Here is a 24951-nt window from a genome sequence, read left to right as displayed (position 1 = left end):
AACGCTCGGCTGGGAAACCCCAGCCGAGCGCCTGCATAAACTGCTCGCGGCCTGATCAACACGACCACGTGTTGCGACGACCCCTAGAAAGCACCATCTCCACGGAGGGCCTTCATGGCCCCTGACCTGTGCCCCCGGCAGGATTCGAACCTGCGACACCCGCTTTAGGAGTGGGAGCGAATCCTTGCCGGGGGGTGCCTGACGTTGCCGCGCGGTGCTGTTTCCACTGGTCAGAGCCGCGCTGCGAGCCGCTTGATCTGGCTCATGCCGCCCTGTGTCGGACCGTCCGCTCACGCATCGCTCACGCGCTGCCGGCTGCTGAGCAGCGCGTGGGTCGGACCTGGCCGAGGTCGATCTCCACCGGGAAGGGGGCCGCTACGCGGGGGAACCGGCCCGCACACCGCGGCGTCGGTTACGCATGTGACTGAAGTGACGCCCACCCTGCCCGCCGACCACAGCGAACTGATCTCCGACCTTTCCGGGATCATCAGCGACTACCCCTATGTGGACCCGGAACTGACCCTCGCTGTCCTTGCCGGTGACGCGGCGGAGACGCTCGACCGCAACGGCACTCCGGAAGGACGCCGGGAGCTGACCGGGTACACGATCCTGCTGTATGCCACCTGCGGGTACGTCTCGGCACGCATCTTCAGCAAGTCGCTGTTCGCGACGTACACGGAGGTCCTGGACGGGTTCCGCGCCACGCTCGACCCGGCGTCCTGTATCTGCCCGGCCGGAGCCCACCCTGCGGATCTGGACTCGGAGTACGGTGCCGAAGCCGGGGTGAGCATGCTGACCGAGGCCGGCCGCGCCGTATTCGCCGAGGACTACGGTCTCAATGACGAGGAACTGGCCGCGTTCGACTGCGAGGGGTTCCTTGCCGGCCTCGCCGACCAGGCCGCCGCCCACATACGCGAGGCACACCAGGAGATCTTCGGCGGCATCGACGTCTCCCACCTCGACGCGCAGTTCATCCGCGACGGCGGCGGCATGGACGTCGTCGCCATGCAGGAGTCGATCCGGCGTACCTGGGAGGACAACACCGGCCCAGTCGCCTTGTGGTCCGCCCGCCGCTGGCTGTCCGGGCAGGTGCGGGACGAGGAACGGCTCGGCCTGTTCCTGTGCATGTGGATGGGCATCGCCCAGACGTACGGGGGGCTTCCGCCCTCGTATGCCCGCGATCTGGCCGCGGCCCTCGACACCATTGACCTGGACGTCTCCTGCGAGCACTCCCGTCACCCCTGGTCCGCCGCCGAGGCAACCGTGCAGTCCCGGTACCGCGCGGTGGTCCACCTGTACGCGCCCGAGGAACACCCGGACACCCCCGTACCCGCCGAACTCTCGGCCCGCGAGCTGTGGGACTGCCCGGCACAGTACGCCGAGCTGGCACGCAGCGCACTGGTGAACCTCAAGGGCTGGCGTCACATGCGCGGCGGCGAGGACGAGGACTGGGAAGGCTGAGCGGTTCCGGTGCACTACCGATCGCGTAAAGCTGCCTAAATCCTCCATCGTGCTGTTCCCGGGATGTTCCCATCGAGCACACAAAGGGCCCTCCGTGGTGTCCACGGAGGGCCCATGTGGCCTCTGACCTGGTGTTTCTCTGTGCGGCTTCGTGACTCGCTTTCGAACCCCAGTCGGCCCCTGGCGCGGCTTTTCAAGGTGCCGGAAGACGGCGGGGGCTGGGCGCTCCCGCAGGTAGAGCCGGTGATGCCGGATCTTGCGGTAGCAACGGAAGTACGGGTGAGGGGGTCGAGACCTACGCAGACGCTCGCCTGGTAGCCGGATCCGTTGCGCCGGATGCGGCCTCGCTGGGTGGGCTTGACCTTGGGTGTTCGTCATGACCTGGAACCTACTGACGGCTAATGCCACGGCTACAACGAACAGCGCGCCTACCCCGGAGAGGTAAACGCGCTGGTCAGACACTGTGCCCCCGGCAGGATTCGAACCTGCGACACCCGCTTTAGGAGAGCGGTGCTCTATCCCCTGAGCTACGAAGGCAGTACGTGTGGAGATCCCTGCAGAAAATCCCGGCGGGATCTTCTGGCGGTGATCGCTGCACGTCATTGGCGCCCGCGCCCGGCCTGAGGCGGGGGCCGGGGGTTGCTTGAGCATCCCCGGCCCCTCCCGCTGGCAGGGAGAGGTACCGGGGACAGAGTAGCGGACGGGAGAGCGACTGCGCTGAGGTGATCACGGCTGCGGGCACTGGCGGCGGCCCGCCGCCGTGTGGGCGGCTGGGCCGGCGGTCGTCCCACAGGTGTCGTCAGGAGGTGGGGCCGACGAGTTCGGACAGGACGTCCTCCATGGTGACGAAGCCGATGACGGTGCCCTTGTCGCCGGTGACGGCGGCGAGGTGGGTGCCGTCGGCACGCATGGCGGTCAGGGTGTCGTCGAGGGGGGTGTCGATCTCGACGCGGGTGACCGTGTGCAGGGCGCTGCGGGAAAACGGCTTGTGCCGTTCGGGTACGCCGAGGGCGTCCTTGATGTGGAGGTAGCCCAGTACCTGGCGTTCGGGGCCGAGGACCGGCATCCGGGAGTAGCCCGCGGTGGTGGCGGTCTTCTCCAGCTGCGCGGGGGTGACGGTGTGGTCGACGGTGGCCATCTTGTTCAGCGGTACGAGGATTTCGCCGACGGGCCGGGTGCCCAGTTCGAGGGCGTCGCGCAGACGGTCGCCGTCGGCGGGGTCGAGCAGGCCGGCCTGGCTGGAGTCGGCCACCAGGCGGGCCAGCTCGTGGTCGGTGAAGACGGAGGCGACCTCGTTCTTCGGCTCGACCTTCAGCAGCCGCAGCAGGGCGTTGGCGAAGGCGTTGATCCCGAAGATCACCGGCTTGAGGGCGCGGGTGAGTGCGACCAGCGGCGGGCCGAGCAGCAGCGCGGTCGGGACCGGTGCGGCCAGGGCGATGTTCTTGGGCACCATTTCGCCCAGGAGCATGTGGAGGTAGGTGGCCAGGGTCAGGGCGATGACGAAGGCGATGGTGTGGATGAGCGCCGTCGGCACGCCCAGTGCCTGGAACGGGGGCTCCAGCAGGTGGGCGATGGCCGGTTCGGCGACGGCACCGAGCACCAGGGAGGAGACGGTGATGCCGAGCTGGGCGGTGGCCATCATCGCCGACAGGTGCTCCAGGCCCCACAGCGTGATCTTGGCGCGCTTGTGGCCGGCGTGGGCCTGGGGTTCGATCTGGCTGCGTCGCACCGAGATCAGTGCGAACTCGGCGCCGACGAAGAAGGCGTTGGTGATCAGGGTGAGGGCGCCGATGAGGAGCTGCACGGTGGTCATCGCACGGCCTCCTGAACCTGCTCGTTCTGCGTCGGGAGGGGAGCGATGAGGGTGAGGCGGTCGGCGCGGTGGTGGTCGACGTCGAGGACGGTGATGTCCCATCCGTCGAGGTGCACGGTGTCTCCGGTTTCGGGGATGCGTTCCAGGCGGGTGGCCATGAGGCCGGCCAGGGTCTCGTAAGGACCGTGGGGGGCGGTGAGGCCGATGCCGGACAGCTGGTCGATGCGGATGCCGCCGTCGGCCTCCCATACGCGGCGGCCGTCGTCGGCGGCGGGGGCGACCAGCAGGTCGGGGACTTCGAGGGGGTCGTGCTCGTCGCGGACCTCGCCGACGACCTCTTCGACGATGTCCTCCACGGTGGCGACGCCCGCGGTGCCGCCGTACTCGTCGATGACCACGGCCATGGTGCGGGCGGTCCGCAGGCGGGCGAGGAGGGTATCGACGGGCAGACTGTCGGGCACCAGCAGCGGCGGCGTGATCAGGTCGGTCACCGGCGTGCGGGCCCGCCTGTTCTCATCCAGGGCGAGAACGTCCCGGATGTGGACGGTGCCGATGACTTCGTCCAGGCTGTCGCGGTAGACGGGAAACCGGGACAGGCCCGTGGCCAGGGTGAGGTTCGCGGCATCGGCTGCGGTGGCGTGGGCCTCGAGGGCCTGCATGTCCACGCGCGGGGTCATGACGTTCTCGGCGGTCAGCTCTCCCAGGTGCAAGGTGCGCACGAACAACTCGGCCTGGTCCTCCTCCAGCGCGCCCTGTGCGGCGGAGTGCCGGGCGAGCGCCACCAGCTCCTCCGGGGTGCGGGCATGGGCGAGCTCCTCGGTGGGTTCGAGGCCGAAGCGGCGCACGAAACGGTTGGCCGTGCTGTTCAGGTGCCGGATGAACGGCGCGAAGACCGCGGTGAAGCCGCGCTGTGGAGTGGCGACGGCCTTGGCCACCGCAAGGGGGCGGGAGATCGCCCAGTTCTTCGGCACCAGCTCGCCGACCACCATCAGCACCACCGTGGAGACCGCCACGCCGAGGACGGTCGCCACCGACGAGGCGGCCTGTCCCAGGCCGATCGCTTCCAGGGGGCCGCGCAGCAAGGCGGCCAGGGAAGGCTCGGCGAGCATGCCGATGACCAGTGAGGTCACGGTGATCCCGAGCTGGGCGCCGGAGAGCTGGAAGGTGAGGCGTCTGGTCGCCTTGAGGGCGCTGGCGGCGCCGCGCTCGCCGGCTTCGGAGGCGCGTTGCAGTTCACCGCGCTCGACGGTGGTCAACGAGAACTCGGCTGCGACGAAGACCGCGCAGGCCAGCGTCAGGACCAGGGCGAGGAGAAGCAGCAGGAACTCGGTCACCGTGCCACCCCCGGACTCTTGCTCGACGTCGGGCGGGGTATGGCACGGCTGGTACTGGGAGGTTCACCCATTTCGGGTCTGCTGCTCCTTCTTCGCGTGAAAGTCGGGATGAGGCGGTAGCCCCGGCCCCATGGTAAAGGGACGGCAAAGGTGATCGGAAGCCGAGGGTGACTTCACGCGGCGTTTCCGGACTCTTTGCGCCCCGTCGGTCCGTATGCCCTTCAGTGCGTGTCGGTCGCCTCTATGATTCTACAGTCGTGTAGAAAGAACGCGAGAGTGGTCTGGTCATTCCCAGACTCCTGTGGGTGCACACCTGGCATGGGAGGGAGGCGGCACGATGGGTGGCCGCCTTCTGGCCCGTCCGCCTGGTGAACGCATGACGGTCCCGCCCGGTTCCCGGCGCACGGGCGATGCGCGTGCGCCCGGGGGGTCCGGCCTTGAACCCGCAGAGACTTTCCCGTACTCGTCGGCCTGGGAGGGCGAAGGTGGCTTCGATCGATCTGGACAAGGTGCTGGACAAGGCGTGGGCGGACAAGGGGCTGAGCGAGATTCTGGCTGCCCCGGTCTCCGCCCTGAAGGGGGTCTCCGACCGGGACGGCGAACTGCTCAAGGAAGCCTTCGGCGTCACCACGGTCGCCGAGCTCGCCGAGCTGCAGTACGTCCGATGGGCCCAGGCCCTGGCTGCTCTCGACACCGTCAAGTAACCCCATCAGCCCGGCGGCACGGCCACAGACCCAGCCCACGCCGCCGGGCGTCGCACGTGACACGTACATGAAGGAGTGAACGCCACGATGGTGTTCAAGAAGCTGCTCGGCTCGCTCGGTGTGGGCGGCCCCACGGTGGACACGGTCCTCGACCCCGGCGCGGTACTGCCCGGCGGCACGCTGTCGGGACAGGTCCACCTCAAGGGCGGCAACGCCGGCTTCGACGTCGACCACATCACCCTCGAACTCGTCGCCCGGGTCGAGGCCGAGCACGAGCACGGGGAGAGCGAGGGCGCGCTCACCTTCGGCCGGTTCGCCGTCGGCGGCGGCTTCCGGCTCGCCGAGGGCGAGCACCGCAGCGTGCCGTTCACGATCACCCTGCCGTGGGAGACGCCGATCACCGAGCTGTACGGGCAGCCGCTGGGCATCGTCCTCGGTGTGCGCACGGAGCTCGCCGTGGCCGGCGCCAAGGACAAGGGCGACCTGGACCCGCTGGCGGTGCGCCCGCTGCCGGTGCAGGAGGCGGTCCTGGAGGCCCTGGGACAGCTCGGCTTCGGCTTCAAGTCCGCCGACCTCGAATACGGGCACATCCATGGCACCGGCCAGCAGCTGCCCTTCTACCAGGAGCTCGAGCTCACCCCGGGCCCCCGGTACGCGCACGCCATGCGGGAACTGGAGGTCACCTTCCTGGCCAACCCCGGCGGCATGGAGGTCGTGCTCGAGGCCGACAAGCCCGGCGGGTTCTTCTCCTCCGGCCACGACGTCGTCAACCGGCACGTCGTCAGCCACGAAGGCGTCCCCCACCGCGACTGGAACACCGTCATCGACTCCTGGATCCGCCAGATGGTCGCCGGCCACGGCCACCACAGCGTCCCCGCCCCGCACGGACACACCGACCTGCACGGTGCGCACCACGGCCACGGTCATCACGGCAGCCACCATGGTGATCACCACGGCGGCCATCGGTCGGGGCCGGGCATGGGCACCGCTGTCGCCGCAGGTGCGGCCGGACTCGCCGTCGGCGTGGCCGGGGGCCTGGTCGCCGCCGAAGTCGTCGACGAGGTCGGCGACTTCTTCGAAGGCGACGACGAGGGCGACGAGAGCTGACCTGGGCGTCGGACGCATAGCTGAACGAACCCTGCGCCGGCCGGGCACCGCCCGGCCGGCGGCCGCGTGAACGAAGGAGCTCGGCATGGCCCTGTGGGACCGCATCCGGGAGTCCGCATCGACGATGCAGACCCAGCTGACCGCGAAGAAGAACGAATTGAAGAGCGGGGCGTTCCGCGACGCCTCCATGGCCATGTGCGCGCTCGTGGCCGCGGCCGACGGCACCATCGACCCGGCCGAGCGCCAGCGGGTGGCGCAGCTGATCGCCACCAACGAGGTGCTGCAGAACTTCGAGGCCGACGACCTGCGCCGGCGCTTCGAGGGCAACCTCGCCAAGCTGACCGCCGACTTCGACTTCGGCAAGGTCAGCGTGCTGCAGGAGATCGCCAAGGCGAAGAAGAAGCCCGCCGAGGCCCGTGCCGTCATCCAGATAGGGATCGTCATCGGCGGCGCCGACGGCCACTTCGACAAGACCGAGCAGGCCGCCGTCCGCGAAGCCTGTTACACCCTCGACCTGCCGCCGCACGAGTTCGACCTGTAGCCGGCTACCCCGTTGGCGCCGTGAGGCCCGGCCTGGGCCGGGTGTCGCAGGGCATCAGGCAAGCGAAGGACGTTGAGGAGACAGCGGTCCGCACGAGGCAGGGTCCCTCATCAGCGCCGGATCGGCACCCTGGGTCGGCGGTCCTGCCGGGACGCCGGAACACCGGCGTGCGGCCGACCCTCGGGGCCGGCGTCCTCGCCGCCCTCGTGGGCACCGCCATCGGACCGGGCGGGCCTGGGCGTCGCCGACACCACCAAGGGCATCGACTGGATGGAGCCGGCCGTCCACGTTGCGTCGGCAGCGCCGGTGTCGTCGGCACCGAGCCCCTCGACGCCCCCTGAAACTGCTCCTCGTGCCGCCTGGCATCCCGCCGGGCGGCAGCTCAGGCGACCACAGCGGACTTCTGCCTCACCCTCCGCCGGCAACAGGCGAGGGGTGTGTGCCGCGTGCTTCCGCCCCCGGGTGCGGTCAGCGTTCGGCTGACACACCGAGCCGGTCCGGCATGTCGCACCAAGACGACTTCTACAGGCTCGTAGATTTTGCGTGTCCGAGGCACCCCCGTCGTGGAGAGCAGAGGGATCAGTCGGCCATGCGAACCCGCCACCTTGCCGCAGCCTTCGTCATCGCCTGCAGCACCGCTTTGAGCGGCTGCGGGGCCGACAGCCGCTCAGAGCCGGCTCCCGGCGCAGGTGCCACCACGGCAAGGCCGACGGCTCTGCTGACCACCGTGCCCGACAGCCTCCGCTTCACCGCCCCCACCGTGGACGGCGCGTCCTTCGAGGGCTCCACGCTGGCCGGCAGGCCCGTGGTTCTGTGGTTCTACAGTCCGTCATGCCAGCAGTGCCGCACTCACCATGCCGACATCGCCCTGAGAGCGGACCAGTACACCGGTGCAGCCCGCGTAGTGGGGGTAACGACGCCGGACACCCACCAGGAACTGATCGACTTCCTGTCCGTTACCGGCACCCAGAACTTCCCTCACGTCGTGGACGTCGATCAGTCCCTGCGCAAGCGGTTCAAGGTCGCCCAGGACAACACCTACGTCCTCCTCGATACGAACGGACAGACGCAGTTCCACGGCACCGCCCTGTCCAGCCGTCGGCTCGCCGACGCGATGAAGGCCCTCGTCGCCTGATCCTGTTGAGGCAAAGCCAGGGATGCGCGCGGGAGACGTCAAGAGGTTCCCTCCGCCCGGCCGCTCATGGGCCCACGACGTGCTGCAAACCGGCCTCGCGCAGCGTGGCGATCACCTGGGGCGACCCGTTGACGACGATGAGGCGCGTTCCCTGGGCCTGCGCCTGACGGGCGGCAAGGAGGAACGCAATGGTGCCGTCACGGTCCAGATCCTCGACGTGGGAGAGGTCGACCTCCAGAATCTCCGGAAGTCTCCGCAGAGCACCCAGTAGCTTGTCCGTCGTCCGCTGAGCACTTTGCAGATCGATCCGGCCCCGTAGCTGCACGACGGTGGGCGTCCGCATGAGCAGGACTCCGCGCAGGAACCTGATCCACCGGCTACGTGAACCGCGCGGAGGCAGGGAAAACGACATCAGGCGTCTCCAAGGCAGAAGGAACTTCGTTGCCGGCCAACCCCGATCGTGATCGCAGCCGATGCGCCAATCAGCTGTGGCTGTCTACGTTCAGCCGTCCTTCCGAATGAACCGAGGCTCAAGAACTCACACGAAAGCAGGGAAGCCACCACCCGCCGCCAGGCCAGGGTGCCGTATGACGCTGACCGTCCCGGGATGCCGCATGGGGTACGGACACCATCGTGTCGAGTCCGCCTGCCGCAGTGCGGTGAGGCCGGTCCTGGGTGATCCCATCCCTCGGGCGAGGCGCAGAAATCATCGACGGGACCAGGTGACCTGGCTTCATGCACCTCAGCCAGGACCCGGGGAAACGGACCGACAGCGGAGGACGCACAGGGGCGAACACGCATCGCGCGGGCCGGCGGTGCGACGTGCCTCGGGATGCACCAGCTCCTCACAGCGGAGTGGCCGCCTTCAGCACGAAGAACAGGGTGATGGCGGAGTTCGCCGACGACAGCGCCGAGGCGGTGGTGCCCGCCGCGGCGGTCCAGGCCGCCAGCCCCGCCGCGGTGAACACCGACGGCCAGGTCGGCATCGGCGGCGCCGGGGCCAGCAGTGCGGCGACGCGCCGGGGCACCGGTCCAGGCGCCGCGAAGTGTGCCAGCGTCGTCGCGGGGGCACCGCCGGAGACCAGCGCCGCCTTTCCGATGGCACGGGCCATCACCCTGCGGCTGCCCACCACGCCCGCCGCTTGCTCATCCGCCCACCGCTCGGCCGTATAGGCCACAGCTGTACGCAACGGGCGCAGGAACGGATTGGCCCGTGCCGCCAATTGAACGGCCAGGAGGAAGCAGTGATGGCGTGCGGCAATGTGCGCCCGCTCGTGTGCGAACAGGGCTCGCCGCTCCGCACCTTCCAGGCACGCGAGCATGGCCGTGGACACCACCACCCGCCCGGGCCGCCACCGCCTTGCAGGCAGCGCATAGGCGTACGGCGTCTCGTCGGGCAGGACCACCACCCGGGTCTGCAGGCCGGTCAGTGCCTGTTCGGCCCGGACGCGTACCCGGTGGTGCACCCACAAGGTGCGCGAGCACGCCACCACCACCGCCAGGAGCAAGGGGATGGCCGCCTTCCCGGCGACCTCGTCGTAGGGAACCGCGTCTCGCACCTCTTCGTCCGACCAGCCGTCGGGGAGAGGATTGCCGGGAAGCTGAGCGGTGCCCACGACCATCAGCAGGGCCAGGCAGACCGTACTGCAGAGCGCGAGGACACCGGCGGCCGCCGACAGAAGCACCGTGGCGGTGCGGGGATGCAGGTGCTGCTCGGCCAGCCGGGCGAGCGGCCACGCCGTTAAGGGCAGCACCAGCGGCAGGAAGACGAAGACTCCCATGCCGCGTCAGTCCTCCGGCTCCCTGGTCCGGTCCAGCAGGTCCCGCAGCATCCGCTCGTCGCCCGGCGGCAGCGAGGTCACGAAGCTCGCCAGCACCGCCTCCCGGTCGTGCTCCTGATCCAGTACCCGCCGCATCCGCAGCGCCGCCAGCGCGGCCTCGTCCGCCACCGGCGTCCACACGAACGACCGGCCCGACTTCTCCCTGGTCACCGCCCCTTTGGCCAGCAGCCGGGTCAGGATCGTGATCACGGTGGTATACGCCAGCGCGCCGCCGCCGACCCGCTCCTGCACCCAGGCCGTGCCCACCGGGCACGGCGCCTCCCGCAGCACCCCCAGGATCTGCGCCTCCAACTCGCCCTGGCCCCGCCGGGCCCGGCCCGCCTGCTCCCTCACCCCGTCTCCTTCCAGTCGCACCGCCCCGCACCGACCGCGGGGGGCCGCTCATCGTAGCCACCGACTGGGACGTTCCCACGGACCCAAATTTCTACAGTACTGTAGATTCGCCGTGTTCTCCGTTCACCACGGCCAGATGATCCGGCCTTCCGCAAAGGACACCGCCACGATGTTCGGTCTCAGCGAGCTCGCGATCCTCCTCATCGTCGTCATGCTCGTCTTCGGCGCCAAGAAGCTGCCTGAACTGGCCCGCAACGCGGGAAAGGCCGCACGCATCCTCAAGAACGAGGCCAAGGCGATGAAGACCGATGACCCTTCTCGAGTAGAGCCGTTGATCATCAAGGGCGCCGCCGCCGAACCGGCCCCGCAGGCTCAGCAGACTCGCCACGCCCACGACTGATCCGGCGGGGCAGGCCTCGCCCCGACGGCAGCAGGCCACAGGCGCGGGGGCCAGGGCGGACATGTCACCTCTCCGTTCGCGTGCCGAACGGCATCACCGGCATCCACCCTCTGCTCCCGCCGGAATTGACACTCTGTGCCGGTTCGCCGGTTGTTGACAGCCGTGCGGGTGGGTAAAGGTCCGGACCTCGTACGAGGGGGACGCGGACGGGTATTCCTGGCGTGAAGATCATGCGTCTCGCATCAGGAGGTAATCCGTGTACGTTCCCGTCTCGGTCCGCCGGGGGGCCGGCGTACTGTCGTTGTGCAGCGCCGTGTTCCTCACCGTCGCCGGGTGCGGCAGTGGTCATGGGGCCCGGCCGGTCGCCCCGAAGGCCGGCACCAGTTCCGCGGGGCAGCAGCAGAAGCACGCCAAGGCGCACTTCGTGGCGAACGCCGGTCTGGCCGCGGGGGCCACTTACCAGTGGATCGTGAAGCCCTATCGAGAGGGAAGGTTCAGGGATGGTGCTCAGGGCCGCACGGCGGCCCTGTTCAAAGCGGGGCTGGCAGGAACGTTCACCTACAACCGCCTGAAGGCTGCCACGGAGAACTCCAAGGGTGACCCGCTGCTTTCCAGAGCCGTGGCGCCGCTGACGGTGCGTGTGGAGGAGCTGAAGAAGCTGGGCCCCAAACTCCGCACCGGCCAGGTGAAGGAGGCCGACATCGGCTTGTTCGAGAAGGCCGTAACAGGGTTCAAGAGCGCAGGCGGAAGCGCAGGTGCCAAGGTCACGGAGAAAGTCCCCTCGACCGCGGAGCTGGCCGGCAGCCGGCCGGCCGAGAGCGGCCGGTAGACGGGCGCAGCGAACCGCCGGCATGCCGCCCACCGAGCCGGTCGGCGGAGCAGCAGCCCCACAGGGCTCTCGGCCCCGCCAGGCCGCGGCGCCCCGGGCTGTTCCCCGGACTCGAGGGCGGCCGCTCGACCGTGGATGTGGACGGTTCAGGCGCGCAGGGCGTCGCCAACGGCTCCGGCCCCGCGTACCGGCGGCACGGGCACTGCTGCATCGTCTCCTCGGCGCCGCCCTCCTCTCTTCCCTCCACCTTGCACCTTTCACCACCGCGTAACAGCGTCCTTCCCGCGGATCGCGGTAGGCGAGGTGATGCGCGCAGCCGCAGACCGGCGCCGGCCCTGCCGGCGCCCGCTGCCTCTCCGCGCGCCGTAGCGCCGGCGAGGCCGGCGCAGCGGCCGGAGATGACGACGTGGGGTGCCGCCAGAGCAGTTGCCAGCAGCACCCCGCGTCACCGGTTCCCCGAGGAATTCCGTCCCTGCGTGCTACACGTTGACGCCGTACTCCTTCGCGATCCCGGCCAGTCCGGTGACGTATCCCTGCCCGATGGCACGGAACTTCCATTCACCCTCGCGCCGGTACAGCCTGCCGAAGACCATCGCGGACTGGTCGTGCGCGTCTTCGGTCAGTTCGAACCGGCACATCTCCAGCTTGGTCGCCTGGTGCACCACGCGAATGTAGGCATCGCGCACCCTGCCGAAGGCACCGGCCGCGCGGTGTCCTTCGCTGTGGATCGACACGACGAACACGACCGACTCTGCATGGGCGGGAAGCAGGTTGAAGTCGACGGCGATCTGCTCGTCGTCGCCGTCGCCCTGGCCGGTCTTGTTGTCGCCGGTGTGGCGGACGGATTTTTCCGGAGTGGCCCGGTTGTTGAAGAAGACGAAGTGCTGGTCCGAGAGCACGCGGCCGTCGGCCCCGAGCACGAGTGCGCTCGCATCGAGGTCGTTGTCGCCGGGGCCGCCGTTGACGGTCCATCCCAGACCGACGACGACGCTGGCGATGCCGGGCTCGGACCGTGTGAGGGAGAAGCTGCCGCCTTTGGACAGATTCACAGACATGGTGGGATCTCCTGGATCGGTTCAGGTGTTCGGCAGGGGGAGCAGCTTGTGCCGGTGGTGGGGCGGCGCTGCTACAGGTGGGTGGCGATGGCGGGCATGAGGTCCTGGAAGGTGCGGCCGTGGGCCGGTTCTCCCAGTGCCGACATGTGCCAGGTGCTGCTACGCGTGCGCTGGACCTTGGTCATGATCAGGGCTGTGTGGGGGCCGCCGCCGGACAACGTGTAGCGGGCCAGTTCCTGACCGGTGCGTTCGTCGACGAGCCGGCAGAACGCGTTCTGGACTTCGGCGAAGGTGTGGCCCGCGAAGGAGTTGACGGTGAAGACGATCTGGTCGACGTCCGCGGGCAGACGGGCGAGGTCCACGGTGATGGCTTCGTCGTCGGCTCCCTGTCCGGCGCCACCCGAGGTGTTGTCACCGGTGTGGCGTACCGAGCCGTCCTTGCTGACCAGGTGCTGGAAGTAGACGACGTCCACGGGTTCCCTGCCGGCGAAGAGCACCGCCGAGGCATCGAGGTCGATCTTGCGGGCGGTCAGCCGGGCGAGGAATCCCTTGCGGGGTGCGGTCTGCCAGCCCAGTCCCATGCGGACGACGCTGAGCGGGTTGTTGCCGGACTTCTCGAGGCGGACCTGCTGGCCTTTGGACAGCATGACGCCCATGAGGCTTCTCCTTTGTGCTTTCTGCCGTGCGCAGCGGCCAGGTGGCGGGAGCTGCGGCCCTGCGCTCGAGCCTCCGTCCCGCCCGTGTGGTGTCAGATGTGCACGCCGAAGTCCTGGACGATGCCGGCGAGGCCGGAGGCGTATCCCTGCCCCACTGCACGGAACTTCCACTCGGCATCGTGCCGGTAGAGCTCGCCGAAGACCATGGCGGTCTCGGTCGCCGCGTCCTCGGATAGGTCATAGCGAGCCAGTTCGGCGTTGCTCGCCTTGTCGACCACGCGGATGAAGGCGTTCCGGACCTGGCCGAAGCTGTGACCGCGGCTCTCGGCATCGTGGATGGAGACAGGGAAAACAATCTTGGTGATGTCGGCGGGCACGGCCGCGAGGTCGACCATGATGACCTCGTCGTCTCCCTCGCCGGCGCCGGTGAGGTTGTCGCCGGTGTGCTGCACCGAGCCGTCCGGGCTGGCCGTGTTGTTGTAGTAGACGAAGTGCTTGTCCGAGGGCACTCTGCCTGCCTCGTCGAGCAGCAGGGCGCTGGCGTCCAGGTCGTAATCGGCGCCGGTGGTCGTGCGGACGTCCCAGCCGAGGCCGACCAGTACAGCGGTCAGGCCCGGTGCTTCCTTGGTCAGCGAGACATTGCCGCCTTTGGTCAGGCTCACACTCATGTGCGTCACTCTCGTGTGGCGTCGGAACCGGGCGTGGCGGCCCGGCCTGACGGAACGGATCCTTACATCTACAGGAGTGTAGAAGTAAGGGCGGGATTCGGCGCGCATGTTGCTGGTTGGCGCGCCGTTCCGGGGCCGGCGAGGCCCGTCCAAGCCACTCGCCGCGCACGCCACGTCTCACCGTGTGGAAGAGGTGCCGGTCCGCCCGCGGTGTCCGCGAAGGTCGTGGGCGCCTGCCGCGCCGCCGGTGAAGTGAACGCGCGGCTGGTGTCCCTGGTCCCCACGGCGGTGGCCGCCGTCACGGGGACGACCTGATGCGTGCTGTGGCCCGCATGGCTGAGGCACCCGCCGCTCCGGTCTTTGCCGTGCTGCCCGACCAGGCCCCGTCCGTCGAGGCCGGTCGACCAGGCGTGGTGATCCCTGGGGGCCGGGCGGCCGACCACCCCCTGCCGGTCGGCGGGGGGCCGGCCCGGTCATATGGCTGGAATCCGGAGGCGTGAGCACGGCCGACGCCGATGCAGGGCTTCCTGCGGGCCCGGGATTCCAAGGGCGGGGCCGCGTTGCGGGCCGTGGGGCCCGCTCCTGCTGTTTTCTCTTCAAACAGGACATACGCTGCAAGATCGGGCGTACTGGAATGAGAGACGCCGGCACCGAGATCCCTCGGAACGACGGTCCGCGGGCCGTACTGGGTGAACGACTCATGCACGACTGGATTCGTCACCGGATCACCGGCCATGACACGTGGCGGGCCGCCTCGACACCTGCGGGCCGGAACCCTCGGGAGGAATGGCCGTGACCTGTAACAGCCCTGATGAAGGCACCGGTGCGGCCCGTACTGCGGCCCGTACCGAGGAGGCGCTGGCGGAGGTGCTGGCCGGGGTGCTGCGTACCGAGCAGGTGCCGGTGGACAGCCACTTCTTCACCGATCTGGGTGCGGACTCGTTGGTGATGGCGCACTTCTGCGCGCGGTTGCGCAAGCGCGACGATCTTCCGACCGCGTCGATGAAGGACATCTACCGGTACTCGACCGTCCGGGAGCTGGCGGCCGCACTCGCGCAGACCGACAGTTCCCCGGCCGCCGAGCAGACGTCGCCTTCGGGGTCCGCCTCGCCCCTCTCGGTGCCGGCCGACGAGTCGCCCGACCTGCCGACGGCCGGTTCCTCGTCGGGCACACCGCAGTACGTGCTGTGCGGTGTGGTCCAGTTGCTGGCCTTCGCCGCCATCTCCTGCCTCGGGTCCGTCGCCGCCGTCCGCGGTTACGAGTGGATCCTCGCCGGTTCCGGGACGGTGGAGCTCTACCAGCGGGCGGTCGTGTACGGCGCGGCGCTCTTCCTGGCCATGTGCGCGCTGCCGGTGGCGGCGAAGTGGATCCTCATAGGCCGCTTCGCCCCTCGCAGGATCCCGGTGTGGAGTCTCGGCTACCTGCGGTTCTGGTGCGTCAAGACGCTCATCCGCATCAGCCCGGTGCGCCTCTTCATCGGGTCACCGCTCTACGTGCTCTACCTGAGGGCGCTGGGCGCACACATCGGGAAGAGCGTCACGATCCTCGCTCGTGCCGTTCCGGTCTGCGCCGATCTGATCTCCATCGGTGACGGCACGGTCGTCCGCAAGGACGTGCTGCTGTCCGGCTATCGGGCGTACGACGGCTGGATCGAGACGGGTCCGGTGACCATCGGTGCCGGCGCGACGATCGGTGAGCAGACCGTCGTCGACATCAACGCGTCGATGGCGGACGACACCCAGCTGGGCCACGCCTCCTCGCTCCACCCCGGGCAGACGGTGCCGCCCGGCGAGGCGTGGCACGGCACGCCTGCGCAGCCGTCGGAAACCGACTTCCGGGCGGTCGGGCCGGCGGCGTGCGGCACGTTGCGCAGGGCGCTGTACGGCATGTGGCAGGTCGTCGGCATGCTGCTGGTGTACCTGCCGCTGACCGTGGCGGGCGTGAGCATCGTGTTCACCGCCGTGCCGCAGCTGAACGCCGTGATCACCTCGGGACCGGCGGCCTTCACGAGCCCCGCCTTCTACATCGAGGGACTGATCGCCTCGCTGGTCGCCTTCTTCGGCGGTCTGCTGCTCGGCCTGCTGACGATCAATACCGTGCCGCGTCTGCTCGGCCTGGTCATCAAGCCGGACAGGATCTATCCCCTGTACGGCTTCCACTACGGCGTGCTGCGCGTGATCACCCGGATGACCAACATCCGTTTCTTCACCACCCTGTTCGGGGACAGCTCGGCGATCGTGCACTATCTGCGGACCCTCGGCTACGACCTGTGCCGTGTCGAGCAGACGGGCTCGAACTTCGGCTCGCTGGTCAAGCACGACATCCCGTCCCTGACCCGGGTCGGCCGCGGAACGATGGTCGCCGACGGGCTGTCGGTCATCAACGTCGACTACTCGTCCACGTCCTTCCGTGTCCGCCGTACCGCGATCGGGCCGCGCAACTTCCTCGGCAACAACATCGCCTACCTGCCGCGCGGCCGCACCGGCGACAACTGCCTCCTCGCGACGAAGGCCATGGTCCCCATCGACGGACCCGTCCGCGAAGGCGTGGGCCTGCTGGGTTCGCCCAGCTTCGAGATCCCCCGCTCCGTGATGCGCGACCGGCAGTTCGACGAGCTGGCCGGCGGCGACGACCGGCGCCGCCTTCTGGCCGCCAAGAACAAGCACAACGCGCTCACCGCGGGCCTCTTCCTGCTCGTCCGCTGGTTCCACCTCCTGGCACTCGGCTTCCTCGCCATGGCGGCCGTCGACCTCTACCCTGCCGTGGGCGCGGCGGTGTTCGCCGTGGCCGGCCTGCTCAGTCTGGCGTTCACCGTCGTCTACTTCACGGTGATCGAGCGGGTCGTGACCCGGATCAACCCGCTGAAACCGCTTTACTGCTCGATCTACGACCCCTCCTTCTGGCGGCACGAACGCTTCTGGAAGCTGTCCTCCCACCGCTTCGAGGTGCTCTTCAACGGGACCCCGTTCAAGGCCCTGGTGTGGCGCCTCCTGGGGGTCAGGATCGGCCGCCGGGTCTTCGACGACGGCTGTGCGATGCCCGAGCGGACCCTCGTCAGCATCGGCGACGGCTGCACCCTCAACGCCGGCACCACCATCCAGTGCCACTCGCAGGAGGACGGCGCGTTCAAATCCGACCGGATCGCCCTGGGCGCGGGCGTGACCATCGGCGTCGGTGCCCTCGTCCACTACGGCACCACGGTCGGTGACCATGCGGAGCTCACCGCCGACTCGTTCCTGATGAAAGGCGAGCAGGTGCCCCCTCAGGAGCAGTGGAGCGGGAACCCGGCACGGGATACGGGCGTCGTGGCCGCGCGGCGGCCCGGTCGTCGGCAGGCGGCCGATCCCGGGACCGGTGTCGGCGGGGCCGCCCGAGTACCGGCCCCGGGCAGGGGGTGACGGACCGAGGAAACGAGAGGAGGCGGACCGGAAGAAGACGCGAGGAGGCAAGAGGAGATACGAGGAGGCAAGAGGAGGCAAGAGGAGACACGAGGAGACGCCGGAGAGGAGACAGGGTGACCCGACGCGTGCCCCCGCTGCTCCTGGACGCCCTGCTGGACGCCCTGGTGGTGGGTGCCTCCCTCCTCGACGTCTGGGCCCACTGGGACTCCGACGAGCCGCTGCGAATGGCCAGCGGCGTCGCCGCCGCCTTCGTCCTGCTGCTGCGCCGCCGCTGGCCGCTGCCGGTCTTCCTGCTCACCCTGCCCGCCGTACTGCTCTCGGACGCGATCTTCGCCGGGCTGGTGGCGCTGTACACGCTCTCCTCCCTCAGCCGCCACCGCCTGCTCCTGGTCGCCTGTGCCCTGGTCTTCACGTTCAGCGACATGACCTCCTTGCCCTCTCCCGCCCTCGATCTGACGGCCACCTCGACACTGATCACGCTCGGCTACACCGCGGCGACGGCGGCCGCTCCCGTCTTCCTCGGGCAGCTCGTTCAGACCCGCCGTGACCTCTCGCAGCGGCTGACCGAGATCTCCGAGGCGCGTGACCACCAGGAGCGGCTGACGGCCCAGGCCGTTCTGGCGAAGGAGCGGGCCCAGCTCGCGCGGGAGATGCACGACGTGGTCTCCCACCAGGTCGGCCTGATCGCGGTACGAGCCGGGGCGCTCCAAGTGGGCAGCCACGACGCGGAGGTCAAGGAGGCGGCGGCGACGATACGGCGGCTGGCCGTGCGGACGCTCGACGAACTGCGTCACATGGTGGGCGTCCTGCGTGCCTCCGGGGGACACCCCACGGAACTCACCCCGCAGCCGGCCCTCACCGACCTGAAGCAGCTCGTCGACGGCTGCGGCATCGAGACCGAGCTGAAGATGGACCTGTCCGGGGACCTTCCGCCCACCGTCCAGCGCGCGGTCTACCGGACCGTCCAGGAAGCCCTGACGAACGCCCGTAAGCACGCTCCCGGTGCGACCGCGCGGATCAGCCTGCGTCGCGACGACGGCGCGGTCCGGGTCGAGGTCACCAACACCGCGCCCACCCGGCCCGCTCTCCCCCTCCCCGGTGCACACCACGGGCTGCTGGGACTCCGGCAGCGCGCCGAACTCCTGGGCGGCACCCTGACCTGCGGCCCAACGGTCGACGGCGGCTACGCGCTCTGCATGGAGCTCCCCGCGGAGACCGCGGCCTGATCGCCGTCCCGGCCCGTCTCCGGCCCGCCGGAGTGGGCCGGTGGTGCGGAGGTGCCGGTGGCGCTGGAAGTACCGGAGGCGCCCGTGGCCGCCGGTGGTGCCGGAAATTCAGAGGCGCCCGTGGCGGAGGTACCGGTGGTGCCCGTGGCCGCCGGTGGGGATCCGACGCGCCGGTGGTACGGCCCACGGCGCGGTGTCGGCGGGACGGAGCGGCGCGCGGCGGGGCGTTCTAGGGTGCGGGACATGGATGCGATACGTGACGCGGGACCGGGTGGGGACAATCCGTTGCGGCTCACGGAGGCCGAATTGCGGCGGCGGAGCAGCGTGAAATGGACGGCGTATCCGGAGGACGTGCTGCCGCTGTGGGTGGCGGAGATGGACGTGCCGCTCGCCGACGCGGTGGTGCGGGCCGTGACGGGGGCGGTGGAGCTGGGGGACACGGGCTACACGGGCGGGGACGGCGGCAGGGCGTACGCGGAGGCGTTCGGCGCGTTCGCGCGGGAGCGGTGGGGGTGGGACGGCGTCGATCCCCGCAGGACCATGGTCGTCGCCGATGTGATGCAGGGCGCCGTCGAAATGCTGCGGCTGGTCACGGGCGACAGTGACGCGGTCGTCGTGAACTGTCCGGTGTATCCGCCGTTCTACGGGTTCGTGCGGCATATGGGGCGCCGCGTCGTGGAGGCCCCGCTGGGGGAGGACCAGCGGATCGATCCCGAGCGGCTGGAGGCGGCGTTCCGCGAGGCGGTCGCGGGCGGGCGGCGGGCCGCGTTCCTGCTGTGCAGCCCGCACAACCCTACGGGGACCGTGCACACCCGCGAGGAGCTGGCACAGGTGGCCGAGCTGGCCGGACGGTACGGGGTGCGGGTCGTCGTGGACGAGATCCACGCGCCGCTGGTGGCCGGCGGTGCCCGCTTCGTGCCGTATCTGAGTGTGCCGGGGACCGGGGATGCGTTCACCCTTGTGTCCGCGTCGAAGGCCTGGAACCTGGCGGGGCTGAAGGCCGCGCTGGCACTTGCCGGGCCCGAGGCCGCGCCGGACCTAGCGCGGATACCGCCGGAGGTGGGGCACGGGCCGAGCCACCTCGGGGTGATCGCGCACACGGCCGCCCTGCGCGACGGCGGCCCGTGGCTGGACGGGCTGCTGGCCGGCCTCGACGAGAACCGGGCGCTGCTCGCCGGCCTGGTCGCGAGCGAGCTGCCGGGGGTGAGGTACGTACCGGGCGAGGGAACCTACCTGGCGTGGCTGGACTGCCGGGGGCTCGGGCTGGGCGACGACCCGGCGGCGGTCTTCCTGGAACGGGGCCGGGTCGCACTGACCTCCGGGATCCCGTTCGGCACGGGTGGCGCCGGGTGCGTACGGCTGAACATGGCGACGTCGCCGGAACTCCTCGGGGAGGCGGTGCGGAGGATGGCGGGCGCGATCGGGTGAGGCCGGGGGCTCCGGACCCGGGGCGACGGGCTCCGGACCCGGGGCGACGGGCCGGGGCGAGCCGGACCGGCCCGGACTGCCCGGCAGGCCCCGCCGGGCGCCGGACCCCCTCAGGCCTGCCCCGTGTCGAAGCGGCTGACCTTGTCCTCCGTCACCGTGAACTGCCACCGGGTGTGCATCTCGCCCCAGGTGTCGTTGCGGTAGCGGGCCGTCAGGGTCAGCCCGCCGTCGGTCTCGGACTCGACGTCCATGTGACCGCGGGAGGTGAAGATCTCGCGTTCGGCCCACTGGTCGAGGTCGTGCAGTGTGCCGTCGTCCGTCATCGTCGCGTCGGGGGTGAGGGCCGCCCGGAAGGCTTCCCGGTCGTTGGCGTTCAGCGCGGTGACCAGGGCGCGGACCGCGGGATTGGTCAGCCGGTCGGTGGAGATCATGTCTGTCATCGTGTCCCGGTCCGGCGGTCCATGGCCGCTGCAACCACCTTGACGGGGGTGGGGGCGGCGCATAGCGTCACCGAGGACTGAGCGACCGCTCAGAAGGGGGGAGCCGTGGCCGGTCTCGATCCGCTGCGTGCCAAGGAGCTGCTGGCCGGGCCGGGCGCCCCGTTCGCCGTCGTCCGGACGGACCGGGACATCCCGGTGTACGCCGGGGGACCCCGCACGCTGCGCGAGTTCGTCGAGACGACCTGGGCCTTCGGTGACCGTACGTTCCTGGTCGCGGAGGCCCGGACGTACACGTACGGCGAGTTCCTCGCGGCGGCGTCCGCGCTCGCCCGGCGGCTCGTAGACACGTACGGGCTGCGTCCCGGCGACCGGGCCGTCGTCGCGATGCGCAACCACCCGGAGTGGCAGATCGCCTTCTGGGCGGCCCAGCTGGCGGGGCTCGTGGCCGTGCCGTTGAACGCCTGGTGGACCGAGGACGAGTTCGCGTACGCCCTCGACGACTGCACCCCGCGCGTGCTCCTGGTCGACGGCGAACGGCTTCCGAGGGTGGCCCGCTGGGCCGGACGCCACCGGGTCCGCACCGTGGTGTTCCACCACGAGGGGCCGATCGGCCCGGCTGAGGCCGCTCCCGGCGGGCACATCGAACGGTACGAGGACCTTCCCGCCCCCGACCCGGCCGCTGCTCCGCCGGACGTCGAGGTACGGCCGGAGGACGACGCGACGATCGTCTACACGTCCGGCACCACCGGGCGGCCGAAGGGTGCCGTGGCCACCCATCTCGCCCAGGCCGGCGCGGTCATGAACCCCCGCTTCCACGCCGCCGCCTCCGCCCTGGGGCGCGGCGCGGTCCCCGGGCAGGGGCCCGCCCCCGTCTCGCTGATGACGTTCCCGTTCTTCCACGTCGCGGCGTTCACGAACCTGTATTCGGTGATGGCCGTGGGCGGCACGATCGTCCTGATGCGCAAGTGGGACGCCGACCGGGCCCTGGAGCTGATCCGCCGGCACCGCGTCACGCACTACGCCGGCGTGCCCACCACGGCCCTGCAGTTGCTGGCCGCCGCCGAGCGGACCGGGGACGGGCTGGAGACCCTGGTCCTCCTCAGCACCGGAGGGGCGTCCGTGCCGCCCGGGCTGGTCGGCCGGCTGACGGACCGGTACGGCGAGCGGATCGAACCGCGCAACGGCTACGGCCTCACCGAGACCAGCGGGGGCGTCCTCGCGAACTTCGGCGACGAGTACCGAGCCCACCCGGACGGCGCCGGGCGCCCGACCCCCGCCACCGACCTGCGGATCAGCGCCGCGAACGGTCAGGAGGTGCCCGACGGGCGGGTCGGAGAACTGTGGCTGCGCGGCCAGGCGCTCGTCCGCGGCTACTGGAACGATCCCGAGGCCACCGCGAAGGCGTTCACCCCGGACGGCTGGTTCAGGACGGGGGATCTCGCGGTCGTGGAGGACGGCCGGGTGCGGATCGTGGACCGCATCAAGGACATGGTCGTCCGCGGCGGTGAGAACGTGTACTGCGTCGAGGTCGAGGCCGCGCTGCACGAGCATCCGGCGGTACTGGACGCCGCGGTGCTCGGGGTGCCGCACCCGGAACTCGGCGAGGAGGTCGCCGCGGTGGTGCAGATCGCCCCCGGCGCCCAGGCCGATCCGGAGGCGCTGCGGGTGCATGTCGCCGGGACGCTGGCCGCGTTCAAGGTGCCGGCCCATGTGCTCGTCCGCGAGCAGGCCCTGCCCCGGAACGCCACGGGGAAGATCCTCAAACGGGAACTGCGCGGAGCCGTCGCCGCGTTCGCCGGGACGGTCGCGGGCCGTTGACCGCGGCAGGGCGACCACGAACGGGCGGTGGGGAGTGGGCGACCACGAATGGGTGACTGCGAGCGCGCGATGGCCAGTGGACGTTACGAACGGGTGATCCGTACGCGGTAGTTGCCGTCGTCGTCCGTGCCGGTCACACGGATGGTCACGCCGTGTGTGCGGTCCCGGAAGGTGTCCCCCGGCTCGTAGGCGGCGTCGGAGAGTTCGGCGTGCACATTGGGCTGGTGGGTGCAGCCGCCGCTGTCCCGGACGCTGTCCGAGACGGTGATCGGGCCGTGGCCGGTGTCGACGCCGGCATCGACGTGGTAGATCAGGACACCCGGCTTGCAGATGGCGTCGTCGTTGCCCGCCTGGGTGCGCACCTCGACCACGTACCCGGATTGGGCGGACAACGGGACGACGGCCATCTTGGTGCCGCTGGACCGGGCGAGCGGGCCTATGGCGTGCTCGCTGCTGCCCCGGCCGGACACGCAGTCGACCTGGTCGTTGTCCAGCCAGCCGAGCTTCCACTTGTGCCAGCCGAGCAGGTCGTTGTTGGCTCCCCAGTCCTCGCTCATGATGTCCCAGTGCCCGACGGTGCTGCCGCCGTCCACCGTGTAGAGGTCGGGCAGCCCGAAGACGTGGCCGTTCTCGTGGGGCAGGACGCGGTAGCCGGTCTCGTGGTACGAGCCCGAGCCGTCGTCCTGGCGGCTGTAGACGAAGGACGTGTTGGACAGCGGGACGCCGTCCGCGTAGGGCGCCTCGGCATTGCCGGAGAAGGTGACGGAGAGCACGGTGTCCAGCGCGGAGGGGCCGGCGTTGGGCGTCACCAGTACGTTGATCAGGTCGTAGCGGCTGAAGTCGACTTCGGGGTCGGCGGCCGCGGCTATGTCCTCGACGAGCTTGCGATACCCCGGTTCGTACGGGGAGCCGCGCTCCAGCCCGTACTCGGCGAACGGCACGGGCATCCGCAGCCAGCCCGGTATCGGGGTGTGCGGGCGGTAGGTGAGCCGGCCGTACGAACTCGTCCCGAACCACTCGGACGTCTCCGGGAAGAACTCGTCGAAGCGGTCCAGGGCCGGTCCGCTGCCCTCGGCGTCCGGGAAGTCGATCATCAGGGTGAGGGCTTCGATCCGGCCGGTCGAGCGGGTGTATCCGGGCGGGGTGGGCATCCCCTCGGACATCTGCACGCCGAGCGTGCCGGTTATCCGGCAGGGCCCGAGCAGGGAGTCGTCGGGCGCGGCCGGGCCCGGCGTGGTCCGGGGGCTGCCCGTGAGGGGGGAACCCGCCGAGGTGACGGCGCCGAGGAGCAGCGTCGCGAGGGCGGTTGCGGCGACCTTGCGGCGGGGAGCCCGGGCGTCATGGGCATCCCGCGCGGAGCCGCGGGTGCGTATCCGTGGGCGGGGCTGCTGCATAGGCCCTTCCGGTGGTCGGCGCAGCCGGCCGGTCCGGACTGCTCTGCTCGAACACCCTCTGCCGGGGACGGGGAAGGCGCGCGCTGGAGCGGGCCGTTCGAGCGGTTCGAGGGTTCTCCGTCGACGGCGGCAGGGTGACGCGGATCACGTTCGGTGCGGGAAATAACCGGGGAACGTCTCCCCGTTTGCAGCAGTGCCGGACCGAATCGGGGAGGAGTTCCCCGGTTCGGGTGAATCAGGCCCCGACGATTCGGGTGAACGGGCTCCGACGAGAGGAGCAGCGCTTCGACGAGAAGGAGTGGAGAGCCGTGAGGACCCCCGGCGCCGACCCCGCGGCACTCGCCGCCGACTGCGCGGCACCCGCCGCCGACTGCGCGGCACCCGCCGCCGGCCCTGCGGCGTCGGCAGGCGCGCCCCAGAAGGCACCGCGCCCGCGGGCCGACGCGTTGCGCAACAGGGAGCGGATCGTCGAGGCCGCCCGCGAGACCTTCGTCGAGCACGGTGCCGAATTCCCCTTCGACGAGATCGCCCGCCGGGCGGGGGTCGGCAACGCCACGCTGTACCGGCATTTCGCCGACCGGTCCGAACTGGTCAGGCACGTCGTGCTGTCCGTCATGGACCGGGTCGCCGGGCAGGCGGAGGCCGCGGCCGCGGAGGAGTCCGACACCTTCTCCGCGCTGCGGCGCTTCGTCCACGCGGCGGCGGACGAGCGGATCGGAGCACTGTGCACGGTGCTCGGTGAGGACTTCGACCTGGACCACGACCACGAAGAGCTGGTCGCCGCGCGCGAGCGACTCGACAAGGGCGTCGGGACACTCATGGAGCGCGCGCGGCAGGCGGGCCGGCTGCGGACGGACGTGGCCGTCGGCGACCTGATGGTCGCGCTCTCCCAGCTCACCAGGCCGCTGCCCGGCACGGCCTGCATGAACATGGACCGCTTCGTCCACCGTCATCTGCAGCTGTTCCTCGACGGGCTGGAGGCGCCGGCCCGCTCGGAGCTCCCGGGCTTCCCGGCGACTCTCGAGAACCTGCGCGAACAGAGATAGCCCCTCCCGTCCGGAACAGCGACAGCCCCTCCCGCCCCGCCCGGGCGGGACGCCCCGGTCGTGGGTGTTCCCACCCGCGCCAACCCGCCGACTCCGCCCGGCCGCAAGCGACTCCGACCGACCGCATCCGACTCCGACCGACCGCATCCGACTCCGCCCGGCCGCAAGCGACTCCGACCGACCGCAACCGACTCCGCCCGGCCGATCACCGCGGCCGATCACTTCGGGCGATCACCCCGGCAATCATTCCGGCGATCACTCCAGGCTGTTCGTCCGGCCGTTCACGCGTAACCGCGGCTGTTCGTCCGGTCGTTCACGCG

General features: G+C 70.3%; 22 protein-coding genes and 1 tRNA gene. 12 read left to right on the top strand and 11 right to left on the bottom strand.

Annotation, left to right across the window (positions count from 1 at the left end):
* The first annotated feature begins 420 nt into the window (after positions 1-420).
* Positions 421-1461, top strand: coding sequence for a hypothetical protein (locus ACZ4Z5_RS31915; protein ID WP_468269516.1), 1041 nt, complete (start codon positions 421-423; stop codon positions 1459-1461).
* 464 nt (positions 1462-1925) lie between these two features.
* On the opposite strand, the gene ACZ4Z5_RS31910 is transcribed toward ACZ4Z5_RS31915, so the two are convergent.
* The 3 genes from ACZ4Z5_RS31910 to ACZ4Z5_RS31900 all read right to left on the bottom strand — a co-directional run bounded on the left by ACZ4Z5_RS31910 (position 1926) and on the right by ACZ4Z5_RS31900 (position 4608).
* Positions 1926-1998, bottom strand: a tRNA-Arg gene (locus ACZ4Z5_RS31910).
* Positions 1999-2260: 262 nt separating this feature from the next.
* Complete coding sequence (locus tag ACZ4Z5_RS31905) at positions 2261-3274, bottom strand: hemolysin family protein (protein ID WP_468269514.1); 1014 nt, start codon at positions 3272-3274, stop codon at positions 2261-2263.
* Positions 3271-4608, bottom strand: a complete 1338-nt coding sequence (locus ACZ4Z5_RS31900; protein WP_468269512.1) for a hemolysin family protein — start codon at positions 4606-4608, stop codon at positions 3271-3273. Before ACZ4Z5_RS31900 ends, ACZ4Z5_RS31905 begins: the two co-directional genes overlap by 4 nt.
* A 485-nt stretch (positions 4609-5093) precedes the next feature.
* Between ACZ4Z5_RS31900 and ACZ4Z5_RS31895 the strand changes: the two genes are divergently transcribed.
* The 4 genes from ACZ4Z5_RS31895 (at position 5094) to ACZ4Z5_RS31880 (ending at position 8095) form a co-directional block, all read left to right on the top strand.
* Positions 5094-5312 carry a hypothetical protein gene (locus ACZ4Z5_RS31895; protein ID WP_468269510.1) on the top strand — a complete coding sequence of 73 codons (219 nt, stop codon included), beginning with the start codon at positions 5094-5096 and terminating at the stop codon, positions 5310-5312.
* A gap of 87 nt (positions 5313-5399) precedes the next feature.
* Complete coding sequence (locus ACZ4Z5_RS31890) at positions 5400-6419, top strand: sporulation protein (protein ID WP_468269508.1); 1020 nt, start codon at positions 5400-5402, stop codon at positions 6417-6419.
* An 85-nt stretch (positions 6420-6504) separates the two neighbouring features.
* Positions 6505-6960: a tellurite resistance TerB family protein gene (locus ACZ4Z5_RS31885; protein ID WP_468269506.1), complete on the top strand. Its 456-nt coding sequence runs from the start codon at positions 6505-6507 to the stop codon at positions 6958-6960.
* Positions 6961-7687: 727 nt separating this feature from the next.
* Complete coding sequence (locus tag ACZ4Z5_RS31880; protein WP_468269504.1) at positions 7688-8095, top strand: peroxiredoxin family protein; 408 nt, start codon at positions 7688-7690, stop codon at positions 8093-8095.
* Between the two features lie 64 nt (positions 8096-8159).
* Here ACZ4Z5_RS31880 and ACZ4Z5_RS31875 read toward each other — a convergent pair whose 3' ends face one another.
* The 3 genes from ACZ4Z5_RS31875 to ACZ4Z5_RS31865 form a co-directional block, all read right to left on the bottom strand.
* Complete coding sequence (locus ACZ4Z5_RS31875; RefSeq protein WP_468269502.1) at positions 8160-8438, bottom strand: STAS domain-containing protein; 279 nt, start codon at positions 8436-8438, stop codon at positions 8160-8162.
* Between the two features lie 502 nt (positions 8439-8940).
* Positions 8941-9876, bottom strand: a complete 936-nt coding sequence (locus tag ACZ4Z5_RS31870) for a M56 family metallopeptidase (protein WP_468269500.1) — start codon at positions 9874-9876, stop codon at positions 8941-8943.
* A 6-nt stretch (positions 9877-9882) separates the two neighbouring features.
* A complete protein-coding gene (locus tag ACZ4Z5_RS31865) occupies positions 9883-10269 on the bottom strand; it encodes a BlaI/MecI/CopY family transcriptional regulator (protein WP_468269498.1) in 387 nt (128 codons plus the stop codon).
* A 169-nt stretch (positions 10270-10438) separates the two neighbouring features.
* On the opposite strand from ACZ4Z5_RS31865, the gene tatA reads away from it, so the two are divergent.
* Together tatA and ACZ4Z5_RS31855 are read left to right on the top strand one after the other, a co-directional pair.
* Positions 10439-10669 carry a twin-arginine translocase TatA/TatE family subunit gene (tatA, locus tag ACZ4Z5_RS31860; protein WP_468269496.1) on the top strand — a complete coding sequence of 77 codons (231 nt, stop codon included), beginning with the start codon at positions 10439-10441 and terminating at the stop codon, positions 10667-10669.
* 256 nt (positions 10670-10925) lie between these two features.
* Complete coding sequence (locus tag ACZ4Z5_RS31855; RefSeq protein WP_468269494.1) at positions 10926-11498, top strand: hypothetical protein; 573 nt, start codon at positions 10926-10928, stop codon at positions 11496-11498.
* A gap of 479 nt (positions 11499-11977) precedes the next feature.
* Here the strand turns inward: ACZ4Z5_RS31855 and ACZ4Z5_RS31850 are convergent, their stop codons facing one another.
* The 3 genes from ACZ4Z5_RS31850 to ACZ4Z5_RS31840 form a co-directional block, all read right to left on the bottom strand.
* Entirely contained in the window at positions 11978-12553 is a 576-nt protein-coding gene (locus tag ACZ4Z5_RS31850; protein WP_468269492.1) for a TerD family protein, read from the bottom strand.
* A gap of 71 nt (positions 12554-12624) precedes the next feature.
* Positions 12625-13209: a TerD family protein gene (locus ACZ4Z5_RS31845; RefSeq protein WP_468269490.1), complete on the bottom strand. Its 585-nt coding sequence runs from the start codon at positions 13207-13209 to the stop codon at positions 12625-12627.
* Positions 13210-13301: 92 nt separating this feature from the next.
* Positions 13302-13877, bottom strand: coding sequence for a TerD family protein (locus ACZ4Z5_RS31840; protein WP_468269488.1), 576 nt, complete (start codon positions 13875-13877; stop codon positions 13302-13304).
* A gap of 786 nt (positions 13878-14663) precedes the next feature.
* Here ACZ4Z5_RS31840 and ACZ4Z5_RS31835 point away from each other — a divergent pair.
* The 3 genes from ACZ4Z5_RS31835 to ACZ4Z5_RS31825 all read left to right on the top strand — a co-directional run bounded on the left by ACZ4Z5_RS31835 (position 14664) and on the right by ACZ4Z5_RS31825 (position 19933).
* Positions 14664-17276: a Pls/PosA family non-ribosomal peptide synthetase gene (locus ACZ4Z5_RS31835; RefSeq protein ID WP_468269486.1), complete on the top strand. Its 2613-nt coding sequence runs from the start codon at positions 14664-14666 to the stop codon at positions 17274-17276.
* Between the two features lie 116 nt (positions 17277-17392).
* Positions 17393-18505, top strand: coding sequence for a sensor histidine kinase (locus tag ACZ4Z5_RS31830; protein WP_468269484.1), 1113 nt, complete (start codon positions 17393-17395; stop codon positions 18503-18505).
* Between the two features lie 243 nt (positions 18506-18748).
* Positions 18749-19933, top strand: a complete 1185-nt coding sequence (locus ACZ4Z5_RS31825; protein WP_468269482.1) for a MalY/PatB family protein — start codon at positions 18749-18751, stop codon at positions 19931-19933.
* Between the two features lie 110 nt (positions 19934-20043).
* On the opposite strand, the gene ACZ4Z5_RS31820 is transcribed toward ACZ4Z5_RS31825, so the two are convergent.
* Complete coding sequence (locus tag ACZ4Z5_RS31820; protein WP_468269480.1) at positions 20044-20364, bottom strand: nuclear transport factor 2 family protein; 321 nt, start codon at positions 20362-20364, stop codon at positions 20044-20046.
* A gap of 114 nt (positions 20365-20478) precedes the next feature.
* Between ACZ4Z5_RS31820 and ACZ4Z5_RS31815 the strand changes: the two genes are divergently transcribed.
* Entirely contained in the window at positions 20479-22191 is a 1713-nt protein-coding gene (locus ACZ4Z5_RS31815) for a class I adenylate-forming enzyme family protein (RefSeq protein ID WP_468269478.1), read from the top strand.
* 83 nt (positions 22192-22274) lie between these two features.
* Here ACZ4Z5_RS31815 and ACZ4Z5_RS31810 read toward each other — a convergent pair whose 3' ends face one another.
* On the bottom strand, positions 22275-23585 hold the full coding sequence (locus ACZ4Z5_RS31810) for a M6 family metalloprotease domain-containing protein (protein ID WP_468269476.1): 1311 nt from the start codon (positions 23583-23585) through the stop codon (positions 22275-22277).
* A gap of 446 nt (positions 23586-24031) precedes the next feature.
* On the opposite strand from ACZ4Z5_RS31810, the gene ACZ4Z5_RS31805 reads away from it, so the two are divergent.
* Entirely contained in the window at positions 24032-24631 is a 600-nt protein-coding gene (locus ACZ4Z5_RS31805) for a TetR/AcrR family transcriptional regulator (RefSeq protein ID WP_468269522.1), read from the top strand.
* The last annotated feature ends 320 nt before the right edge of the window (positions 24632-24951 follow it).

It is taken from the genome of Streptomyces sp. NPDC030222 (assembly GCF_055573115.1).
The sequence above is the reverse complement of the archived record's forward strand: the minus strand, read 5'-3'. Positions and strand labels throughout refer to the sequence as shown.